Below are 18,969 nucleotides of genomic sequence, written 5' to 3'. Positions count from 1 at the left end.
CGCCATTGCATGGGATCGTTCCCGTGTGACCGAACACTGCCCGCCGGGCGTCACGGGATCAAGGGCTTTCCCTTTTGTGGTTTTCCTGTCCAGAATATGGTCTGTTGTCATGGGGGTATCCGTTTTACCGGACTGTCCGGCATGGCCGCCGCTTTGTTGCAATGATCCGTCAGGAAACCGTCATGTCCCATCCTGTATCCCGTCCGAAACCTTCATGCGGACTGTCCCGCCTGTTGTCCCTGCTGGTCGCGGGGACCGGGTTTGTGGTGCTGGGTATGGCGGATGCCCACGCCACGGACTGCGCTGATCTTGCCCACCGTGCCCTGCCGGATGCGACCTTCACCATGGTGGAGACCGTAGCTGCCGGAAGCTGGCAGCCGCCACAGGACCAGTTGACCCGCATCATGTCAGCACCGGGCATGAATGTGGCGGGCCGCCCGACACAGGCCCCCAATCCCGCGTTCTGCCGTGTGGCCATTACGCTGCATCCGTCATCTGATTCCCGTATCCGCACGGAAGTCTGGCTGCCGCTCAAGGGGTGGAATGGCAAGCTGCTGGGGGTTGGCAATTTTGGCTGGGCCGGTTCGCTCATGTATTACGGCATGGCGACGGGTGTAGCCGAAGGCTATGCCGTGGCCAGCACTGACACCGGGCATGACAGTTCCGCCCCCGAAGGACAGGGGGGACGTTTTACGCTGGGGCACCCGGAAAAGATGATCGACTACGCCTACCGTGCCGATCACCTGATGACGGTGGCGGCAAAGGCGCTGATCCGGAATTTCTATGGACGGAAGGCCGCGCATGCCTACTGGATCGGCTGTTCTTTGGGGGGACTTGAAGGGCTGATCGAGGCCAGGCGCTATCCCGAGGACTATGACGGGATCGTGGCCGGCGCGCCGCCCAATCCGATCGTGAACTTCAATGCCGAACAGCTATGGGCAGGGTGGATGAGCTACCATAACCCGGCCCTGCGTGTATCGCGGGACAAATTCCACCTGCTGAACACGGCGGTCATGAATGCCTGTGCGTCACCGGTTGGCAGGAAACAGGGTTTTCTGGATGAACCGGACAAATGCACCTTCACCCCCGAACAGTTGCAGTGCAAGGGCAAGAACACGGCAAAATGCCTGACTGCGAACGAGGTGCAGGCCGCCAATAATATCTATCAGGGGCCACTTGACCCGCAAACGCACCAGGTCATTTTCCCCGGCCCGGCAAAGGGGAGCGAGGACGGGTTCTCGGCTGATGGCAAGCCGTTCCCTGTTGCCCTTGATTTGTTCAGATACGCAGCGTTCCAGAACCCGGACTGGAACTGGACAACGCTGAAATGGGACACGGACATTCAGGAAGCCACGCGCAAGGTCGGGCCATTACTGCATGTGGATGACAATCTGACGCCTTTCTTCCGTCATGGTGGCAGGCTGCTCATGTATATCGGCTGGAACGATGGGCATAACCCTGAACAGCTGGCGGGATATTATCAGGCGGTGCAGCGCAATGCCGGGCCTGCGGGTGCGGATGCTGTGCGGCTGATAACCATTCCGGGCATGGGACACTGCTATGGCGGTGCGGCGTGTGACACGTTCAGCAAGCTGGGTGCGATTGATAACTGGGTCAGCCACAAACAGGCGCCGGAGCAGATCATTGCGGCCCGCGTGGACAATGGGCAGGTCGTGCGTACGCGGCCACTCTGCGCATGGCCGAAAGTCGCGCGTTATGATGGCCATGGCAACATGGATGATGCCGCCAGTTTTGCCTGCGTATCGCCCGACGCCCATTAAGGGTTTGCCCAGCGGACCATAAGAAAGTTTTTTCTGAAGTTTTTTCAAAAAGTTTTAAAAATACTTTCCATTGTACTTTTGTTATTAAATAAAAATACAAATCCCCTCAGTAACAGATGTCACCGAGGGGACTTTATTATTGAGGATAATGACAGGAAGCCATCCCGTCATTATCCTCAATGGTCTGGTTCAGAACGCCGCGTCGATATCAACCACGTTAATCAGCTTGTGGTTGATGAACTCCTTGATGCCAAGGCCGATCAGTTCACGGCCATAGCCCGAGTTCTTGATGCCACCAAACGGCAGGTCCGCCTTGGGCGACAGCGGATGGTTGATGAACACCATGCCGGTGCGGATGGCGCGGGCCACACGTGCACCACGTGCCTCGTCGCGGGTGAAAACCGAGCCACCCAGCCCATAAGGGGAGTCATTGGCGATGCGGATGGCGTCCGCCTCGTCCTTCGCACGGTAGATCTGGGTTACGGGGCCAAAGAATTCCCAGTGGCGGGCCGCATTTTTCCCATCAAGGTTGGACATCAGCAGCGGCTGGAAAAACGCGCCCTGTTCAGGCACCGGTGCTCCGATAATCTCGACCTTCGCACCCAGATCCATCGCCCGCGTAACCTGATCGCGCAGGTCGTCTGCCGCGGCCTGTGACGACAGGGGGGCAAGCGTTGTGGCCGGGTCCATCGGGTCACCGGCCTTCAGGGCGGCAACACCTTCCTTGTAAAGGGCAAGGAACTGGTCATAAACCGCATCCGCCACGATCAGGCGCTTGGCCGAGACACAGACCTGACCAGCATTCCAGTGCCGGCCGATCACTGCCCAGCGGGCTGCCTTTTCCACATCGGCGTCATCCAGAACAATGAAGGCATCCGCGCCGCCCAGTTCCATGGTTGCCTTTTTCAGCGCCTTGCCTGCAATGCCGGCAATCACGGTGCCAGCCCCTTCCGAACCCGTCAGGGCGACACCACACACGCGCGGGTCGTTCAGGATCATGGCGGTGTGGGGACGTGCCGCATACAGGTTGCGGAACAGGCCCTTGGGCAGGCCCGCTTCGGCCATCAGCGTATCAAAGGCTGCGGCACACTGCGGCAGGTTGGATGCGTGCTTGAGCAGCACGGCATTACCGGCCGAAAGCTGCGGTGCGATGATGCGCACGACCTGATAGAAGGGGAAGTTCCACGGTTCGATCGCCAGCACGATGCCCAGCGGTTCGTGAACCAGAACGGGTTTACCTTCCGCCGGGTTGGCAACGGGCAGGATTTCCGGCTTCAGCAGTTCTTCGGCGTGGCTGGCATAGTATTCGAAGATCTCGGCGGAAAGGATGACTTCCTTCTTTGATTCCTCGAACAGCTTGCCCATTTCCAGCGTGCCAAGGCGGGCATATTTGTCAATGTCACGACGCAGGATGGCGGCCGCAGCGTTCATGACCTTTGCGCGGTCGGCAAAGGACGTGTCGCGCCAGCTTTCAAAGGCGGCATGTGCTTCGCTCAGGGCTGCCTGCACTTCGGCATCTGTGGCATCGGGGAAGGTGGCGACAACTTCGTTGGTATAGGGATTGGTTGATGCGTAAGCCATTTTGGATATCTGTCCCTTAATATAGCCAGTTATGTCCGGGATACGGCGTGTGGCCGTATCCCGGTGGTCGTTCAGTGGAAATCAGGCAGCCGCTTCAAGTATCTGGCGGCTGACATCCAGCGTGACATCACCGTTTTCACCCAGATGGGTCATGCCGTGATCTTCAAGCTGCTTCACCAGATCATTGATGCCTTCCGCCCCGATGTCGTAGGCAGACAGGCGGGTCGGCACGCCAAGGTTTTCGAAGAACTCTTCGGTCTTGCGAATGACGGCATCAATCCGCTCGTCTTCCGTGCCTTCGGTCAGGTTCCACACCCGTGCGGCATACTGCAGCAGCTTGGCGCGCTTTTCGGCGCGGCGTACCTTCAGCAGGGCAGGGAACACCATGGCCAGCGTGCGGGCATGGTCGATGTGGTATTTCGCCGTGATTTCATGGCCGATCATGTGCGTGGTCCAGTCATGCGGCACGCCCGCGCCGATCAGGCCATTCAGCGCCAGGGTCGCAACCCACATGAGGTTGGAGCGCAGGTCATAATCATCTGGCGTGGCAATGATACGCGGCCCGATTTCCACCAGGCTGGACAGCAGCCCTTCGGAAAAGCGGTCCTGTGCCATGCCATCGACCGGATAGGTCATGTACTGCTCCATCACATGCACGAAGGAGTCCACGACACCGTTGATGACCTGCTTCATGGGCAGGCTCATGGTGCGCATGGGGTCCAGAACGGAAAAGCGCGGATAGACCAGCGGGTTGGAAAACAGCAGCTTGTCGCCCGTGGACTGGCGTGAAATCACGCTCAGGCAGTTCATTTCAGACCCGGTGGCGGGCAGGGTGACAACGGTGCCCAGTGGCAGCGCCTTCTTCGCCGCGTCGCCCTTGCTGACCAGGATATCCCACGGCTCGCCTTCATACGGCACGGCGGCGGCCACGAACTTGGTGCCGTCCATGACCGACCCGCCACCTACGGCCAGAAGGAAGTCGAGCTTCTCTTCCCGCACCATGGCCACGGCCTTCATCAGGGTTTCGTAAGTGGGGTTGGCTTCAATGCCACCAAACTCACGGAAGGTCCGGTTGCCCAGGGCCGCACGCACTTCGTTCAACGTGCCGCTGCGTTCGGCGCTGGAGCCACCATACAGCACGAGCACGCGGGCTTCGGGCGATAGTTGGTCATCAAGGCGCGCAATCATGCCTTTGCCAAACAGGACCCGTGTGGGGTTGTAAAATTCGAAATTCTGCATCTTTGCACCTATTGGACCGGTCGTCTCTATTAGACCGGTCATCTATTAAAATCGCAGGACAGACCGTTGGGGCATGTCCGGCACGCTAGATTTCCAGAAGCCGCCTGCTTGCCTCCCACGCATGATCAAACGGTGGAGAACTGTGGGTGATCTTCACCATGAGCGTCGACCCCAGCCAGAGCTGGTAAAGGGATGCCGCCAACATCAGCGCGGGCTGTGTGCTGCCAATCGATCCCTCTTCCTGTCCTTTGGCAATGACGGCACTGATCCGGTCAATGACCGTGCGGGTGCCGACATCGAGAATGGCGCGCATCCGTTCGGACAGGTCCGAGACTTCCGCCGCCAGTTTTACGATCAGGCATTTGTTGCCGATCTGCCCTTCGATATGGGTGTCGCGCCAGAACTGGCAGTAGCGGGTGATCCGCTGTGCGGCGTTCTCATCGTCGTTTCCCAGGATGTCATCCATCTTGATCAGGTAATCGTCGATATAGGTCTGGAGCAGGGCCTCGCCAAAGGCTTCCTTTGATTCGAAGTAGTGGTAGAACGACCCCTTGGGAATGCCCGCGACATCAAGTATCTGCGCCAGACCGACGGCCGAGAAACCACGCTGGCCGATCAGCGGTCGGGCCGCTTCCAGAATGTGCTGCCGGGCAGCGCGATGTTTCTCTGCGATCTTCATGGAAGTCTATATATGGGTGACCGGTCGGCATGTCCAGACAAAAATTAGACCGGTCGTCTTTTCTTTCGAAAGAGTCCATTCAGGCCACATGCCGGGACATGATGTCCTCGATAATGTTTTCGACCAGATGCGTGGTGCGCGAAAGCTGGCGCGTGCGGTCATGCACCAGCGCCAGCGTAAGGTGCGGCACGTTTGCGCCCACAAGTGGCACAAAGACCAGATCCCCCCGCATCACTTCGGCCATCACGTCCAGAGAACTCAGGAAACCGATCCCGATCCCGCCCGTGACAAGGGAAATGATCATCTGGACATTATTGGCCCGTGCCGCAACGTGGGGAATGATGCGCCGGGTATCCATAAGCCGTGCAAAGACGGATGAAAGTGCAAGCGGCTGTTCCGGTATCACCATGGGGTAATCCGCGCATTGCGTCAGCCTGACAGCGCCATGTTGCGCCAGCGGGTGGTCGGGACGGCAGATGAAGCCAAGCGGAAAGGACATGCGGCGCAGGATTGTAAGGTCGCGCATCTCTTCAGGGTCCAGCACAAGGGCAAGGTCGCCTTCGCCAGACAGCAGGGCATGATGGATCCGCCGGTTATCGCGAATGTTCAGGTTCAGCACCACGCCGGGATGGCTGTGCTTCATGCGCGTGACCAGTTCGGGCAGGAAGGCGCGTGACAGGGCCTCGGGCGCCAGCAGGTCAACCTGGCCACGACGTATGCCCTTCAGGTCATCAATCTGGCGGTTCAGGTCATCAAGTTCCCTGACCCAGCGCCGCGCACAGCCATACAGCAGTTCACCCGCCGCCGTCAGGCGCATGCCCGTGGGCAGGCGTTCGAACAGTGGGGTCTGCAGCTGTTTTTCACCCAGCAGGATGTGCCGGTTGATGGCGGACCCTGCAATATGCAGCTCCTCCGCTGCCTTGCGGATGGAGCGATGGCGGGCAACAGCCAGGAAATAGACCAGAAAGCGGGAAAAGGGCTGCATGCGTTCTTATTTTGAGAATGAAGAAGGATTAATTATGATATATCTGAGGGCACATCGCGTGTGAAATGATCTTTCTGAAAGCCGCCGGGCCACCCCGGCCCGTTCAGGAGAACCGATCGTGACCACCGCCGCCAGCACCCGCCCCAACGATACCCACAGCCTGCCCCGCACCATGACGTTTGACGTGGATGACTGGAACATCCTCGCCCGGTGCTGGTATCCCGTAGCCCTTGTGCGTGAACTGGGCGACCGGCCATTGGGCGTGACCCTGCTGGATGCGCCGCTGGTGATCTATCGGGCGGGTGCGGATATTGTCATTGCCGATGACCTGTGCCCGCATCGTGGCGTGCCGCTCAGCATGGGCAAGGGCGATGGGCAGACCGTGGCCTGCGCCTATCACGGGTTCCGTTTTGGCGGGCAGGGGAAGTGTGTCAGGGTCCCCGCCCATCCCGACAGCGGCATTCCGTCAAAGCTCAACCTGCGTACCTATCCGGCGGTGGAACGCTATGGCCTGATCTGGACCTGCCTGCGGCCGGAGGGGGAAGCGATCGCCATTCCCCCCATGCCGCACTGGAATGACCCGGACTTCCAGCAGATCAACTGTCCATGGATCGATATTGCCGGTTTTGCCGGAAGGCAGGTCGAAGGGTTCATTGACGTGGCGCATTTCGCCTTTGTCCATACCGATACCTTTGCCGATCCTGAAAACCCTGTCGTGCCACCCTATAAAACCCGCATTACGCCGGATGGATTCGAGGCGGAATACCGCAGCAGTGTCGGCAATTACCCCATTGGCAAATCCGATCGCGGGCGTCCGGGCTTTGAATGGCTGCGGCATTTCCGGGTGCATGTGCCTTTTGTCGCGACGCTGGAAATCCATTTTCCTGATAATGGCCGCCTTGTCATCATGAATGCGGCATCCCCCGTATCGGCCCGGCAGACGCGCATGTTCGCGCCGATGTGCCGTAACTTCGACAAGGACCTGCCGCTGCAGGATGTGTACGATTTCAACCTGAAAGTATTTGAGGAAGACCGCGCGCTGGTCGAAGCCCAGAAGCCGGAGAACCTGCCGCTGGACCCGACGCTGGAGGCACATGTGATGGCCGACCGCAGTTCGATCGCCTATCGCCGTGCCCTGCGCACGATGGGGCTGAGCCAGTTCTTTACCGCCTGAAGGAAACGCAGACCATGTCTACCCTGTTTCCTGTAATCGTTGGTGACGCCGTTCCAGAAGGGATGGGGTGCGTGCGCCTGCGTCTGGTTGCGCGCGCCGGGGATGATGCCCTGCCTGATTTTGAACCGGGCGAGCATGTGGATGTCATGACGCCTTCGGGCCTGATCCGGCAGTATTCCCTGTGTGGACCGCCTGATGATCCATCCGCCTATGAACTGTGCATCAAGCGCGAAGCGGATTCCCGTGGTGGATCGGAATCACTGTGCACGCAGGCCCGGCAGGGGATGGAACTGCGGATATCCAGGCCCCGCAATGCGTTTCCCCTGCCGCAGGCACGGCGCTACATCCTTGTCGCGGGCGGGATTGGCGTGACCCCGCTGCTGTCCATGATGGCGCGGTTGCAGCAAAACGGCGCGGACTGGCAGCTTTATTATTATGCGCGCGTGCCTGAACACGCGCCGTTTGGGGACATGCTGCGCAAGCCCCCTTATGCGGCGCATGTCCGTTTCAGTTCCAGCCTGAAAAACGGGTATCCGGATGCGCTGGACAGTCCATGTGCCGATACGGCCATCATGTTGTGCGGGCCGGATGGGTTCATGAATGCCGTCTATGCCCATGCCGTCGCAGTAGGATGGCTGACGGATCAGATCCATACCGAATATTTCCGGCCCACGGAAACGGCGCATGTCCTTTCGGACCGGCCGTTTGAGGTGGTTCTGGCGCAATCGGGGCAGGTCGTGAGCGTGCCGTCGGGGCAGAGCATCGCATCAGCCCTGCTTGCGGCGGGGGTGGATGTTCCCCTGTCATGTGAACAGGGCATGTGCGGGGCCTGTGTCGTGCCGCTGCTGGCAGGTGAGGGGGACCATCGGGATATGGTCCTGACGGAAGAAGAACAGGGAGGCAATATTGCCCTGTGCTGTTCACGCAGTCGCAGTCCTTCCCTGACACTGGGTATGTAAGGAATTGTAAAAAGGAAAGTTTTCGGGTGTCGCCTTTTTTCAAAAAGACAACGTTTCCTGAAGATTTTTGAAAAAAAGCTTCACCAAAAGAAACTTTTTCATGATTTTCTGAAGGCTTTACAGGTCGGTTTTCTATCCGGGTCCGATCAGGCCCCGTCTTGCTAGTCCCGTACTACTGGCTGCATGATCGGGTTTTGACAGTTACAGGATCCCTTCGTGCAGCCTTCCCCCACGGCGCAGACCGTTTCCGCCTATACGCCTGCTACCCGAATCCTTGTTTTCAGCGGCCTGATCCTGACCATGGTCATGGCGGCCCTTGACCAGAGCATCGTCTCGACCGCGCTACCCACCATTGTCACCGACCTTGGGGGGCTGGCGCATATGTCATGGGTGGTTACGGCCTTCATGCTGACCTCCACCATTGCAACACCCATGTATGGCAAGCTGTCCGACATGTTTGGCAGAAGGCCGCTGCTGGCGTTCAGCATCGGGGCCTTTCTTGCCGCGTCCCTGCTGTGCGGTGTAGCGCAGGACATGTGGCAGTTGATCGTATTCCGCGGGCTGCAGGGCATCGGGGCAGGCGGGCTTATGACACTGTCGCAGACGGTGATCGGCGACATGGTCACGCCACAGCAGCGCGGGCGTTATCAGGGCCTGTTTACCGGTGCGTTTGCGGTCAGCAGCGTGACCGGCCCCTTTCTGGGGGGCGTGCTGACCAGTGCGCTGTCATGGCGGTGGGTTTTTCTTGTCAATCTGCCGGTCGGTGGCCTGGCCATGGCACTGGTCATGCTGGGCCTGCCCGCGGCCCGGGCCGAGGCAAGGCCCCGGATTGATTATGCAGGGGCTGCCTTGCTGGCTGTGGCCACGGCGGGTTTCCTGCTGCTGTTCAATTCGGTCGGCACGACGCTTGCGTGGACATCACCGCTGACATTTGCGCTGCTTGGCGCCAGCGTGGCGTTTTTCGTGCTGTTCATCCGTCAGGAACGGCGCGCACCCGAACCACTGGTCAGTCTGGGGCTGCTGCGCATTGCCAGTTTTTCCGTCTGTGTCGCGGCAACCGGGATCATGTCATTCGCGATGATGGGGTCGCTGGTTTTCCTGCCCCTCTATTACCAGCTTGTCCTTGGGCAGACCCCGGAAATATCGGGATTGATGATGCTGCCGCAGGTCGGCACGATGATGGTCAGTTCGGTGGTGGGGGGCTATGTCTCGTCGCGGACACAGCGTTACGCGCCGCTGCTTGCGCTGGGTGTCGGCATTGAATTCTCGGCGCTGACCCTGATCGCGCTGTGTGCCCATCATGGCGCGCCGGCACTGTTCTTCCTGCTCAGCCTTGGCGGGCTTGGCGTGGGTATGGGGATCGGCATGCCCAATGCAACGGTCATCATCCAGAATTCCGTACCACCCGGCATGCTGGGAATCGCCACAGCCATGATGTCCTTCATCCGCTCGCTGGGTGGATCCCTTGGCGTGGCGCTGTCGGGTGGCGTCATGGCGCTGACATTGCAAAACCGGTTGCATGCGCTGCCGGAAAAGATTGATGTGACGGCATTCCTGCAAAAGGGCATGGCGGCCGTCCATGGGCTGTCGCCTGAAATGCGCCTGCAGGCACGCGATGCCTACAAGGCTGCGATCAGCGCCAGCCTGAGTGTCAGCAGCAGCTTCATGTTTCTGGCGTTCCTCATGATTGTCGGGCTGATGGTGCGTAACCGGCGGCAATCCGCCTGACGGGAGGCTGATTCCGGCTTGCGCGATGACAGTGCGTGTTTTATTTCCATACGCTTGGATTGAAACGGCAGAGGCACCGCATGGCGCGTCCCAGAACCATAGACCGTGAAAACGTCCTGGACTGTGTTGAACGGCTTGTCCACCGCGAAGGCGTGGCCGCCCTGACGCTGGAAGCCGTGGCAAGGGAGGCGGGCATTACCAAGGGGGGCCTGCAGTACTGTTTCGGCAGCAAGGATGACCTGATGACCGCGCTGATCGACCGCTGGCTTGCGGCATTCGATGCAAGCGTCGCCCGGCAGATCGGACCCGATGCCGATGTCATTGACCGGGCCCGTGCCTATGTCCTGACCATCAGCCAGATCGATGATACAACCCAGGCCAGAATGGCCGGCATGCTTGTCACCTTGCTTCAGTCGCCAAAATATTTACAGAAGATACGTGCATGGTACGCAGGCTGGTTTAACGGAAGCGACCCTGACAGTCGGGACGCGCGCCAGGCCCGCATCGCGATATTTGCTGCTGAAGGAGCGTTTTTTCTAAGAAGCCTCGGTTTTATGGAAATGGATCAGGAATGGTGGAAAACCACCTTTGCCGATTTTCAGCGGCTGATCCTGTCCGACCCCTGCACGCCGTAATTCAGGCCAGCAGGATCATTCAAATCCTCCATGACATTTCACACAGGTATGGAAAACATGACCAGGGAAAGTCGCCCGCTAACAAAAACAGCCACATCTTCTGACAACACCGTTTCCGGCACAACTTTCCCCCTTGCTGGCACCCGGTCCGTGAACGGGGGCGGCAAGGACGTGGCTGCGGTCTCGGTCCTGCGGACGATGGATAACAGCCTGTCCCATGCCGTGTCTTCCGCCTGTGACTGGCTGATCGGGCAGCAGAAGCCCGATGGCCACTGGGTTGGCTCGGTCGCATCCAATGCTTCCATGGAGGCGGAGTGGTGCCTGGCCCTGTGGTTCCTTGGCCTTGAAGATCACCCGCTGCGCCCGCGTCTGGGCAAGGCCCTGCTGGAAATGCAGCGCGAGGACGGGTCATGGGGCACCTATTACGGTGCCGGGAATGGCGACATCAACGCCACCGTTGAATCCTACGCCGCCCTGCGTTCCCTTGGTTATCCCGCTGATGATCCGGCCATAAGCCGGGCCGCCACATGGATCGCCAGCAAGGGGGGGCTGAAGAACATCCGCGTCTTCACGCGGTACTGGCTGGCGCTGATCGGGGAATGGCCGTGGGAGAAAACGCCCAACCTGCCGCCAGAAGTCATCTGGTTTCCCAACAACTTTGTCTTTTCCATCTACAATTTCGCGCAGTGGGCACGTGCGACACTGGTGCCGCTGGCCATCCTGTCCGCCCGCAGGCCCTCGCGCCCGCTGCGCCCGCAGGACCGTCTGGACGTCCTGTTCCCCGGGGGGCGTGCGAATTTCGATTACGAACTGCCCGCCAGGGGGGAGCGCGACCTGTGGGACAAGTTCTTCCGCAAGACGGACCGTGGCCTGCACTGGCTGCAGTCCAAATTCCTCAAGCGCAATACCCTGCGTGAGGCCGCCATCCGGCACATGCTGGAATGGATCATCCGCCATCAGGATGCCGATGGTGGCTGGGGCGGCATCCAGCCGCCATGGGTGTACGGCCTGATGGCGCTGCATGGCGAGGATTACCAGTTCCATCACCCCGTCATGGCCAAGGCGCTGTCCGCCCTGAATGATCCCGGCTGGCGTCATGACAGGGGTGATGCAAGCTGGATCCAGGCGACCAACAGCCCGGTATGGGATACCATGCTGGCGATCATGGCCCTGCATGATGCCGATGGCGAAACCCGGTTCACGCCGGAAATGGAAAAGGCACTGGGCTGGCTGCTGGACCGTCAGGTGCGTGTAAAGGGTGACTGGTCCATCAAGCTGCCGGACGTGGAACCCGGTGGCTGGGCATTTGAATATGCCAATGACCGCTATCCCGATACGGATGACACCGCCGTTGCCCTGATCGCCCTTTCGTCGTGCCGTAACCGCGATGAATGGAAGAAGCGGGGCGTGGAAGAAGCCATCAGCCGTGGGGTGAACTGGCTGATCGGCATGCAGAGCGAATGCGGCGGATGGGGTGCGTTCGACAAGGACAATAACCGCAGCATCCTGTCAAAAATTCCGTTCTGTGATTTTGGCGAAGCCCTCGATCCCCCATCAGTCGATGTGACGGCACATGTCCTGGAAGCCTTTGGCATTCTGGGCCTGCCGCGCCACATGCCCACCATCCAGCGCGCACTGGCCTATATCCGCGCCGAACAGGAACCCGATGGCCCGTGGTTTGGCCGCTGGGGTGTCAATTACCTGTATGGCACGGGTGCGGTCCTGCCGGCACTTGCCGCAATTGGTGAGGACATGACGCAGCCCTATATCACCAAGGCCTGTGACTGGCTGGTAGCCCACCAGCAGGAAAATGGCGGGTGGGGCGAAAGCTGCGCGTCCTATATGGAACTGTCCATGGTTGGACATGGACCGACCACGCCATCGCAGACCGCATGGGCACTGATGGGCCTGATCGCCGCCAACCGCCCGCAGGATTACGGGGCCATCGCCCGTGGCTGCCGCTACCTGATCGACCTGCAGCAGGCTGACGGTAGCTGGCATGAAAAGGAATTCACCGGCACCGGATTCCCCGGTTACGGGGTTGGCCAGACCATCAAGCTGGATGATCCCGCATTGTCAAAGCGGCTGCAGCAGGGGGCGGAACTCTCGCGTGCGTTCATGCTGCGTTATGACCTGTACCGGCAGTTTTTTCCGATCATGGCGCTCAGCCGGGCATCACGCCTGATGAAACTGGAAAAATAGGTCTTCCGGCTGGCTGGGGCATGTTCCCGGCCAGTAGCCGGGTCAAGGAAAAGCGTTTTCTGGCAGACGGCGTGCGGGGCGCGACCTGCTGAACTGTTTCAGGCTGTCCTTGTGGCAGCCTGACCCCTGTTGCATTCCATAACCGTCATTCCATCAATCAAGATACGACTAATGCAGGCGACATGGCATGTGTGCGTAATTGACTCGTTTGCGTTATTGTGACACACATGTGTCACAACTGCATGTGTGTGCCATATGTTACGTGAAGAATATGCTGCCCTGACCCGACAGCGCATTATCGATGGCTTCATTGCCCTGCTTGAAGAAATGAATGATGTGGCAGTCCCGACTTCCGCCATTGCAAAGAGGGCGGAGGTGTCATTGCGGACTGTCTATCGGTATTTTCCCTCACGCGATGACCTGCTGCGCGCAACAGGCGACTGGCTGAATTCGGAAGTCTTCGGGATTGTATCGGGCATGAATGAAAAGGAACTGGTGCAGGGTTTCCGCACGGCTGCGGAGAAATTCGACAGTCGTCCCAATCTTGCCCGTATCCTTGCCCTGACCCGTGTCGGGCGTTCAATGCGCATCCGGTTCCGTAATGAACTGGCGCTTCGCCGGCGTAAGGCGTTGTGGCGTGACACGCCCGATGTGCCGCTCGCGGCCCGGGTGCGGGCGGAAGCTGTCGTGGCCTGTCTGGATAATGTGCTGTCGTGGCTTACGCTCAAGGAAGAATTCGGCATGAACGGCAAGGACGCAGGCGCGGTCATTAGCTGGGCGATCGAACTTGTCCTGCGTGAAACCCGTGCTGAAGCAGGCTGGCATGATGATACGGAACAGCCATGAACCGGGATCGTCAGTCAGGTCGACCGGATTGGCGGCGTGTCGCGCTGGGGCTGGGTGTTCCGTTCATGGCCATTGTTCCCGTCGCCGCGTTCCTGGGGTTCCGGTCATGGACGATTATGGGAATTCCGGTTGTTTTGATCTGGATGTTTGCCTGGTTTCCGTTGACATCCCTATGCCTGTGGCTGTGTGAGAAACGATCATGATGGCAGGGATTGTGGCGTGCGTTGTTCTTCTGTCGCTTGGCGCGGCCTGCCTTGCCCGATCACGTTCGCAACACCTGTCGGTGGAAACGCTGCTGGTGGCGGACAGGGCGCTGCCCGCGCCCATGCTGTTTATCCTGACAGTGGGGGAAATCTACAGTATCGGGTCGATTGTCGCCTTTCCCGCCGGGCTTTACGCCCATGGGGTCAGTTATGGATACTGGTTTCTGGGTTATCTTCTGCTGGCATTCCCGGTCGGATATTTTGTCGGTCCCGCCATTTGGGAACGGGCCCGGCGATATGATGCCTGTACGGTGCCCGAAGTATTTGGCAGGCATTTCGGAAGCGTGGTCTTCGAACGCCTGACGGCATGGGGCTGTATCGCCGCACTGGTGCCGTGGGGACAGTTCCAGTTTATCGGGCTGCGGGCGACACTGGGCATGATGGGGCTGCCTGGCACACCGGCGGCAGGACTGGCGGGATGTGCCGTCATTGCCTTTGCATATGTGGCATTGGGGGGCATGCGTGCATCAACCTATGTCGCGTTTCTCAAGGACAGCCTGATGCTGTTCGGGATTGCGGCTGTCGGTGTGGCGGCAATCTGCGCGCAATATGGCGGGACAGGGACAGATGTCGCCCATCCCGTCGTGTTCCGGCAGCCTGCCGTGACGGATATGGTCTTTGCCGTCAGCACGATTGTCTATCAGGGTGTTGGGTTCTATTTCCAGCCATCCGTTACACCGTACCTGTTTACAGCGCGTTCAGCGCAGGCGGTGCGCAGGGCCATGGTGTTCATGCCGCTTTACATGCTGATGTATCCCTTTGCGGTGTTTGCAACATATTTTGCCATCCGTTCATTACCCCCGCTGCATGATGGGAATGGGGTGTTTTTCCATGTGGCGGGCATGCTGCTGCCCCCATGGGTGGTGGCACTGGTCATGGCGGGCGCAGTACTGGCGGGGTTGCTGGTTCTGGCCGCGACATCACTTAACATTGCGGCGATGATGACACGTAGCATCATGCCCCGTCTGGCGCACGGGCATCCACGCCGCGCGATCAATCTGGGTGTTATCCTGTTTCTGGTTCTGGCGCTGGTGGCTACGGCGCATGCGCCTGCCATCATGCTGACAGCGCTGAACATCAGCGGTTATGTCGGCATCCAGTTTGCATCACTGTGGTTTGTTGTCCTGCTGGACTGGCCTGTTTCAGCGCGTGTCGCGGGGACCGGGGTCGTGTGCGGGGCCATGACCGCGATTGCCCTGTTCGCCAGCGGCCTGTCCGTTGGGGGCATCAATCCGGGTTTTATAGGGCTTCTTGTCAATTGTGCGGTTGTGTTCTGTCCGCTGTGGCGCAGGAAGCGCGTTACATGACAACGCCCGAAAAGGATGATCGAGTATGAATATGGATGCGATTATACGGCGGATTCCGAAAATTGACCTTCATTGCCATCTCGCAGGCGCGGTGCGGGCCACGACGGTCATGTCCCTGGCAGCAAGGAACGGGGTCTCATTGCCCACCACTGACCCGAATGCATTTTACCGTTTCATGGATTTCTATGATTTCCTGTCCCGGCTTGAAATTATTGGAAAATGCATCGTCACGCGCGATGATTTCGCGCGCATAGCCTATGAAGCGATGGAGGACGGATACCGTCAGGGCAACCTGCGCTATGCCGAGTTTTTTTTCAGCCCCGATTATCATTATCCCCATGGGGTGCAGTACACGACAATAGTGGATGGGCTGATCGATGGCCTGCGGGCGGCACAGACGGAACTGGGTGTGGTCGGGCGACTGATCCCGGCCATCAACCGCGAACTCGGCCCAGATGCCGCGATGGCCATGGTCAGGGAAGTTGTGGCCAATCCCCGCGCGGAAGTCATCGGGATCGGAATGGACTGCGCGGAATGCAAGGGGCCGCCAGAACTGTTCCGTGATGCCTATGCGCTGGCGCGCGCTTCCGGACTGCGTTGCACGGCCCATGCGTGTGAAGATAACCAGACACTGCAACAGGCCCCTCCCCGGAACGTCATGACGTGCCTTGACGTGCTGGGCTGTGACCGGATCGACCATGGCTATAACCTGCTGGCTGATCCCGAACTGGTCTGTCGCTGTCGAGAACGTGGCGTGGCCTTTACGGTCTGCCCGCAGACCTGTGTGCCTGAACGTCTGGAACAGCGCTGGACGTCCCTGAAGGCCATGGCGCAGGCGGGTCTGTCCATGGTTCCCTGCACCGATGATCCTGCCATGTTCGCGACGGATATCGGGACGGCGTACGTTACGATGGCCCGTGTACTGTCACTGGACGTGCATGCGGTGGCGGACCTGTCGCTGCAGACGATTGATGCGACATGGCTGTCGGATATGGAAAAAGACGCCATGCGGAATGATTTCAGGCAGCAGATCAGATCACTGATCGGATCACACGATGACTGAGGGGCTGTTTGAATACAACTGGTTGATAAAAGCGGTGTTCTTCGAAGCGTTTTAAAAAAGCTTTACCAAAAACGTTCTTATAATCGCAGGGTATTTCCTGATCTGACTTTTCAGGCAGCCTCTGGGAAAAAGGGGCACTGCATTGATGGGGACCTAAAAGGCTGCGGTAAAGCGCACCCCATAGGTCGCGGGTGCGGTCAGTATGTCCATTCCGTCGGTCAGTGCGTAATCCACGACGCGGTTGTTGAAGGCATTGTTGGCAAAGACCACAAGCTGGTTCTTCTTCCACGCCATGCCCAGTGTCAGGTCCAGGCGGTCAAGCGAATGCCACGGGACATTGGTAATATCCAGCGTGCCGCCTGCCTCATGATGCCAGTTGGCATTGAACAGCAGGTTATAGGTGGGCGTGATGGGATACGCCATTTCGGATCGTATGTTTGTTGTCCATGTGCGCGTATCGGGCAGGGACTGTCCGGCAACGTAACTGCCATATGACTGGCCGCCAGCCATGCGGGCATGCAGCCAGCCAACATTGCCCGAAAGTGACCACCAGCGGGTCAGCATAAGCTGGGCCGACAGTTCCGCACCATATGTGCGCGCACTGCCGACATTGGCAAGGTAATAGAAACTGAACGCGGTCGGCGCACGCGGATCGGCTTCATCCAGCAGCAGGTGTTTCTGTGTCATGTAAAACAGGCTGGCATTTACGCCCAGACGCCCGCCAAACCATTGCGTACGCCCGCCCAGTTCATAACTGGTCGCCGTTTCTTCCCCATACGGGATCAGGGAAGGTGTTGTCGTGGTCGTGCTGAAACCGCCCGCGCGGAAGCCGTTGCTGTACAGGGCATAAAGGTTGACGTTGTGGAACGGGCGGTAATTCAGTTCGGCGCTGGGGCTCCAGTTGCCATAGGTTGCCGTGTCATGGAGCGACATGTCCGGGTAGACATCCCCGAACAGGGCGGCAATGGCCCGCCCGCTGGCATTCATGGGATTATTGTACTGGTTGTAGGACAGCGTTTTGCGGTCGCGTGTATAGCGTGCCGTCGCGGTCAGGCTGAGGGACGGGGTGATATGGAATGTGGAAGAAACAAACCCGGACCATGACTGTGTCCCGATACCCGATCCAGGCCCCGGGGCATATTCGCTTATCGCCTGCAGGCCGGTATTGGGAAAGCTGCCACCTGGAATGGCGGAACAGGTCGGGTCACCCTGTAATGCATCACAGGCAATGTTGCCCCACGTCCCCTGCAGCAGGCTCAGGTCGATTTTTGTATTGTATATCTGTTGAAACGAGAAATATTCATGGAAATAGGATGCCCCCGCCATAAAGGTCAGGCGGCGGTTCCGTGGCGATGACCACAGCAGTTCGGTATAATAATTACGCGTATTTTCATGGCGGACAAACTGATTCTGTAACGTAAGGGGATAGGATGATGCCGACAGATCCGTCCGGTCCCCATCTTCCACGGAATCAAGATGATAATCCCGATAGGCGGATAGCCACTGGAACGTGCCCCAGCGCGATCTGTATGTCAGATCCTGTGAAAGGTAGAGCTGGTGGTTGTGGGAACGGTCGGGGGTGTCACGGTACACCGTACCTGATGTCTCTGCTGCGCCACCCTGGATCAGGTTGGCGACGCCGCCGGGTGCGTAACCGGCCAGGGACGGTCCGTGAACATCACCATATTCCGCCATCCATGTCAGGGACAGATTGTCATTGGGTGTCCATTTTGCCCCCAGCCGCAGGCCCTGCTGGCGGTAGCGGTCTTCATATTCATGTAATGTGGCGTTGTAGAGCGCGCCCCGTGGCTGGTCGATATACCAGCCTGTCAGGCGCAGCGCAAAATGATGCGATAGCGGCACATTGATTGCGCCCTGTAATTCACCCCGACCATAATTGCCATAGGATCCGGTCAGGTATCCCCCGGTTTTCTGTTCCGGTGTCGCATATATCACGTTGACCGCGCCGCCCACGGCATCACGTCCGTACAGGCCCGTCTGCGGGCCGGGATTGACCTCGACCCGTGCGACATCCACCTGCGGACCGAGATTGGTGCGCAGGCCCCCATCGTAAATGCCATTGCGGTACATGCCGAAATTGGGATCGGCGTTGTTGTCCACCTGCCGGATGCCACGGATGTTGATGTATGTATTGATATTCTGCGGATCAGTCGGCACCACGGCATTCGGCACCATGTTCATGATGCTTTTCATGTCGAGAATATCAAAAGCATGCAGTGTCTGGCCGCTGATGGCGGTTGTGGGGGCTGCTACGTCAGATAATCGCTGCGTGGTGCGCCGGGCGGTGACTTCCATCTGTTCGGCCTGTGGGCTGCCCTGTTCCAGATGGGCGACCGGAAGTTTCCGGTTCTTTTTGTGGGAAGACACGGATGTAGCCCTGGCGGGGCATAATACAGAATGCAACGTAATAAGAAAAAGCATGTATGCAGGCCATGGTATCCTGCGGGCCTGTCGTTTCCTGTAACCAGGAAAGGCATATTCAGGTATCATTTCTTGACAGGCATCC

At 58.9% G+C, this 18,969-nt stretch carries 15 protein-coding genes; 10 read left to right on the top strand and 5 right to left on the bottom strand.

Features of this window, described 5'->3' with window-relative positions; all coding sequences use genetic code 11:
* Positions 1 to 182 precede the first annotated feature (182 nt).
* Positions 183 to 1,781 carry a tannase/feruloyl esterase family alpha/beta hydrolase gene (locus F1542_RS08335; RefSeq protein WP_227672578.1) on the top strand — a complete coding sequence of 533 codons (1,599 nt, stop codon included), beginning with the start codon at positions 183 to 185 and terminating at the stop codon, positions 1,779 to 1,781.
* A 189-nt stretch (positions 1,782 to 1,970) separates the two neighbouring features.
* On the opposite strand, the gene F1542_RS08330 is transcribed toward F1542_RS08335, so the two are convergent.
* The 4 genes from F1542_RS08330 to F1542_RS08315 all read right to left on the bottom strand — a co-directional run bounded on the left by F1542_RS08330 (position 1,971) and on the right by F1542_RS08315 (position 6,265).
* The gene (locus tag F1542_RS08330; protein WP_193732622.1) at positions 1,971 to 3,362 is read right to left on the bottom strand and encodes an NAD-dependent succinate-semialdehyde dehydrogenase; all 1,392 of its coding nucleotides are present in this window, start codon (positions 3,360 to 3,362) and stop codon (positions 1,971 to 1,973) included.
* An 81-nt stretch (positions 3,363 to 3,443) separates the two neighbouring features.
* On the bottom strand, positions 3,444 to 4,601 hold the full coding sequence (locus tag F1542_RS08325) for an iron-containing alcohol dehydrogenase (protein WP_193732621.1): 1,158 nt from the start codon (positions 4,599 to 4,601) through the stop codon (positions 3,444 to 3,446).
* A gap of 85 nt (positions 4,602 to 4,686) precedes the next feature.
* Positions 4,687 to 5,280 (bottom strand): TetR/AcrR family transcriptional regulator, encoded by a 594-nt coding sequence (locus F1542_RS08320; RefSeq protein ID WP_193732620.1) that lies wholly within the window; start codon positions 5,278 to 5,280, stop codon positions 4,687 to 4,689.
* Between the two features lie 79 nt (positions 5,281 to 5,359).
* Positions 5,360 to 6,265: a LysR family transcriptional regulator gene (locus F1542_RS08315; protein WP_193732619.1), complete on the bottom strand. Its 906-nt coding sequence runs from the start codon at positions 6,263 to 6,265 to the stop codon at positions 5,360 to 5,362.
* 172 nt (positions 6,266 to 6,437) lie between these two features.
* Here F1542_RS08315 and F1542_RS08310 point away from each other — a divergent pair, with 172 nt between their 5' ends.
* The 9 genes from F1542_RS08310 (at position 6,438) to add (ending at position 16,442) form a co-directional block, all read left to right on the top strand.
* Positions 6,438 to 7,439 carry an aromatic ring-hydroxylating dioxygenase subunit alpha gene (locus tag F1542_RS08310; protein ID WP_193732660.1) on the top strand — a complete coding sequence of 334 codons (1,002 nt, stop codon included), beginning with the start codon at positions 6,438 to 6,440 and terminating at the stop codon, positions 7,437 to 7,439.
* 14 nt (positions 7,440 to 7,453) lie between these two features.
* A complete protein-coding gene (locus tag F1542_RS08305) occupies positions 7,454 to 8,398 on the top strand; it encodes a PDR/VanB family oxidoreductase (protein WP_193732618.1) in 945 nt (314 codons plus the stop codon).
* Between the two features lie 216 nt (positions 8,399 to 8,614).
* Complete coding sequence (locus F1542_RS08300; RefSeq protein WP_193732617.1) at positions 8,615 to 10,126, top strand: MDR family MFS transporter; 1,512 nt, start codon at positions 8,615 to 8,617, stop codon at positions 10,124 to 10,126.
* An 80-nt stretch (positions 10,127 to 10,206) separates the two neighbouring features.
* Positions 10,207 to 10,761: a TetR/AcrR family transcriptional regulator gene (locus F1542_RS08295; protein ID WP_193732616.1), complete on the top strand. Its 555-nt coding sequence runs from the start codon at positions 10,207 to 10,209 to the stop codon at positions 10,759 to 10,761.
* A gap of 198 nt (positions 10,762 to 10,959) precedes the next feature.
* Positions 10,960 to 12,963: a squalene--hopene cyclase gene (shc, locus tag F1542_RS08290; protein WP_227672583.1), complete on the top strand. Its 2,004-nt coding sequence runs from the start codon at positions 10,960 to 10,962 to the stop codon at positions 12,961 to 12,963.
* Positions 12,964 to 13,218: 255 nt separating this feature from the next.
* Positions 13,219 to 13,809 (top strand): TetR/AcrR family transcriptional regulator, encoded by a 591-nt coding sequence (locus F1542_RS08285; RefSeq protein ID WP_193732615.1) that lies wholly within the window; start codon positions 13,219 to 13,221, stop codon positions 13,807 to 13,809.
* Complete coding sequence (locus F1542_RS08280; RefSeq protein WP_193732614.1) at positions 13,806 to 14,012, top strand: hypothetical protein; 207 nt, start codon at positions 13,806 to 13,808, stop codon at positions 14,010 to 14,012. Before F1542_RS08285 ends, F1542_RS08280 begins: the two co-directional genes overlap by 4 nt.
* Before the next feature lie 11 nt (positions 14,013 to 14,023).
* Positions 14,024 to 15,379 (top strand): sodium:solute symporter family transporter, encoded by a 1,356-nt coding sequence (locus tag F1542_RS08275; RefSeq protein WP_346011851.1) that lies wholly within the window; start codon positions 14,024 to 14,026, stop codon positions 15,377 to 15,379.
* 25 nt (positions 15,380 to 15,404) lie between these two features.
* Positions 15,405 to 16,442 carry an adenosine deaminase gene (gene add / locus F1542_RS08270; protein ID WP_227672577.1) on the top strand — a complete coding sequence of 346 codons (1,038 nt, stop codon included), beginning with the start codon at positions 15,405 to 15,407 and terminating at the stop codon, positions 16,440 to 16,442.
* Positions 16,443 to 16,595: 153 nt separating this feature from the next.
* On the opposite strand, the gene F1542_RS08265 is transcribed toward add, so the two are convergent.
* Positions 16,596 to 18,830, bottom strand: coding sequence for a TonB-dependent receptor domain-containing protein (locus F1542_RS08265; protein ID WP_346011850.1), 2,235 nt, complete (start codon positions 18,828 to 18,830; stop codon positions 16,596 to 16,598).
* Positions 18,831 to 18,969: the final 139 nt, after the last annotated feature.

The sequence above is a fragment of the Komagataeibacter sp. FXV3 genome (genome assembly GCF_015155755.1).
Lineage (GTDB): Bacteria > Pseudomonadota > Alphaproteobacteria > Acetobacterales > Acetobacteraceae > Komagataeibacter.
Note: the sequence above shows the minus strand (reverse complement) of the source record. Positions and strands in the feature narration are given on the sequence as shown.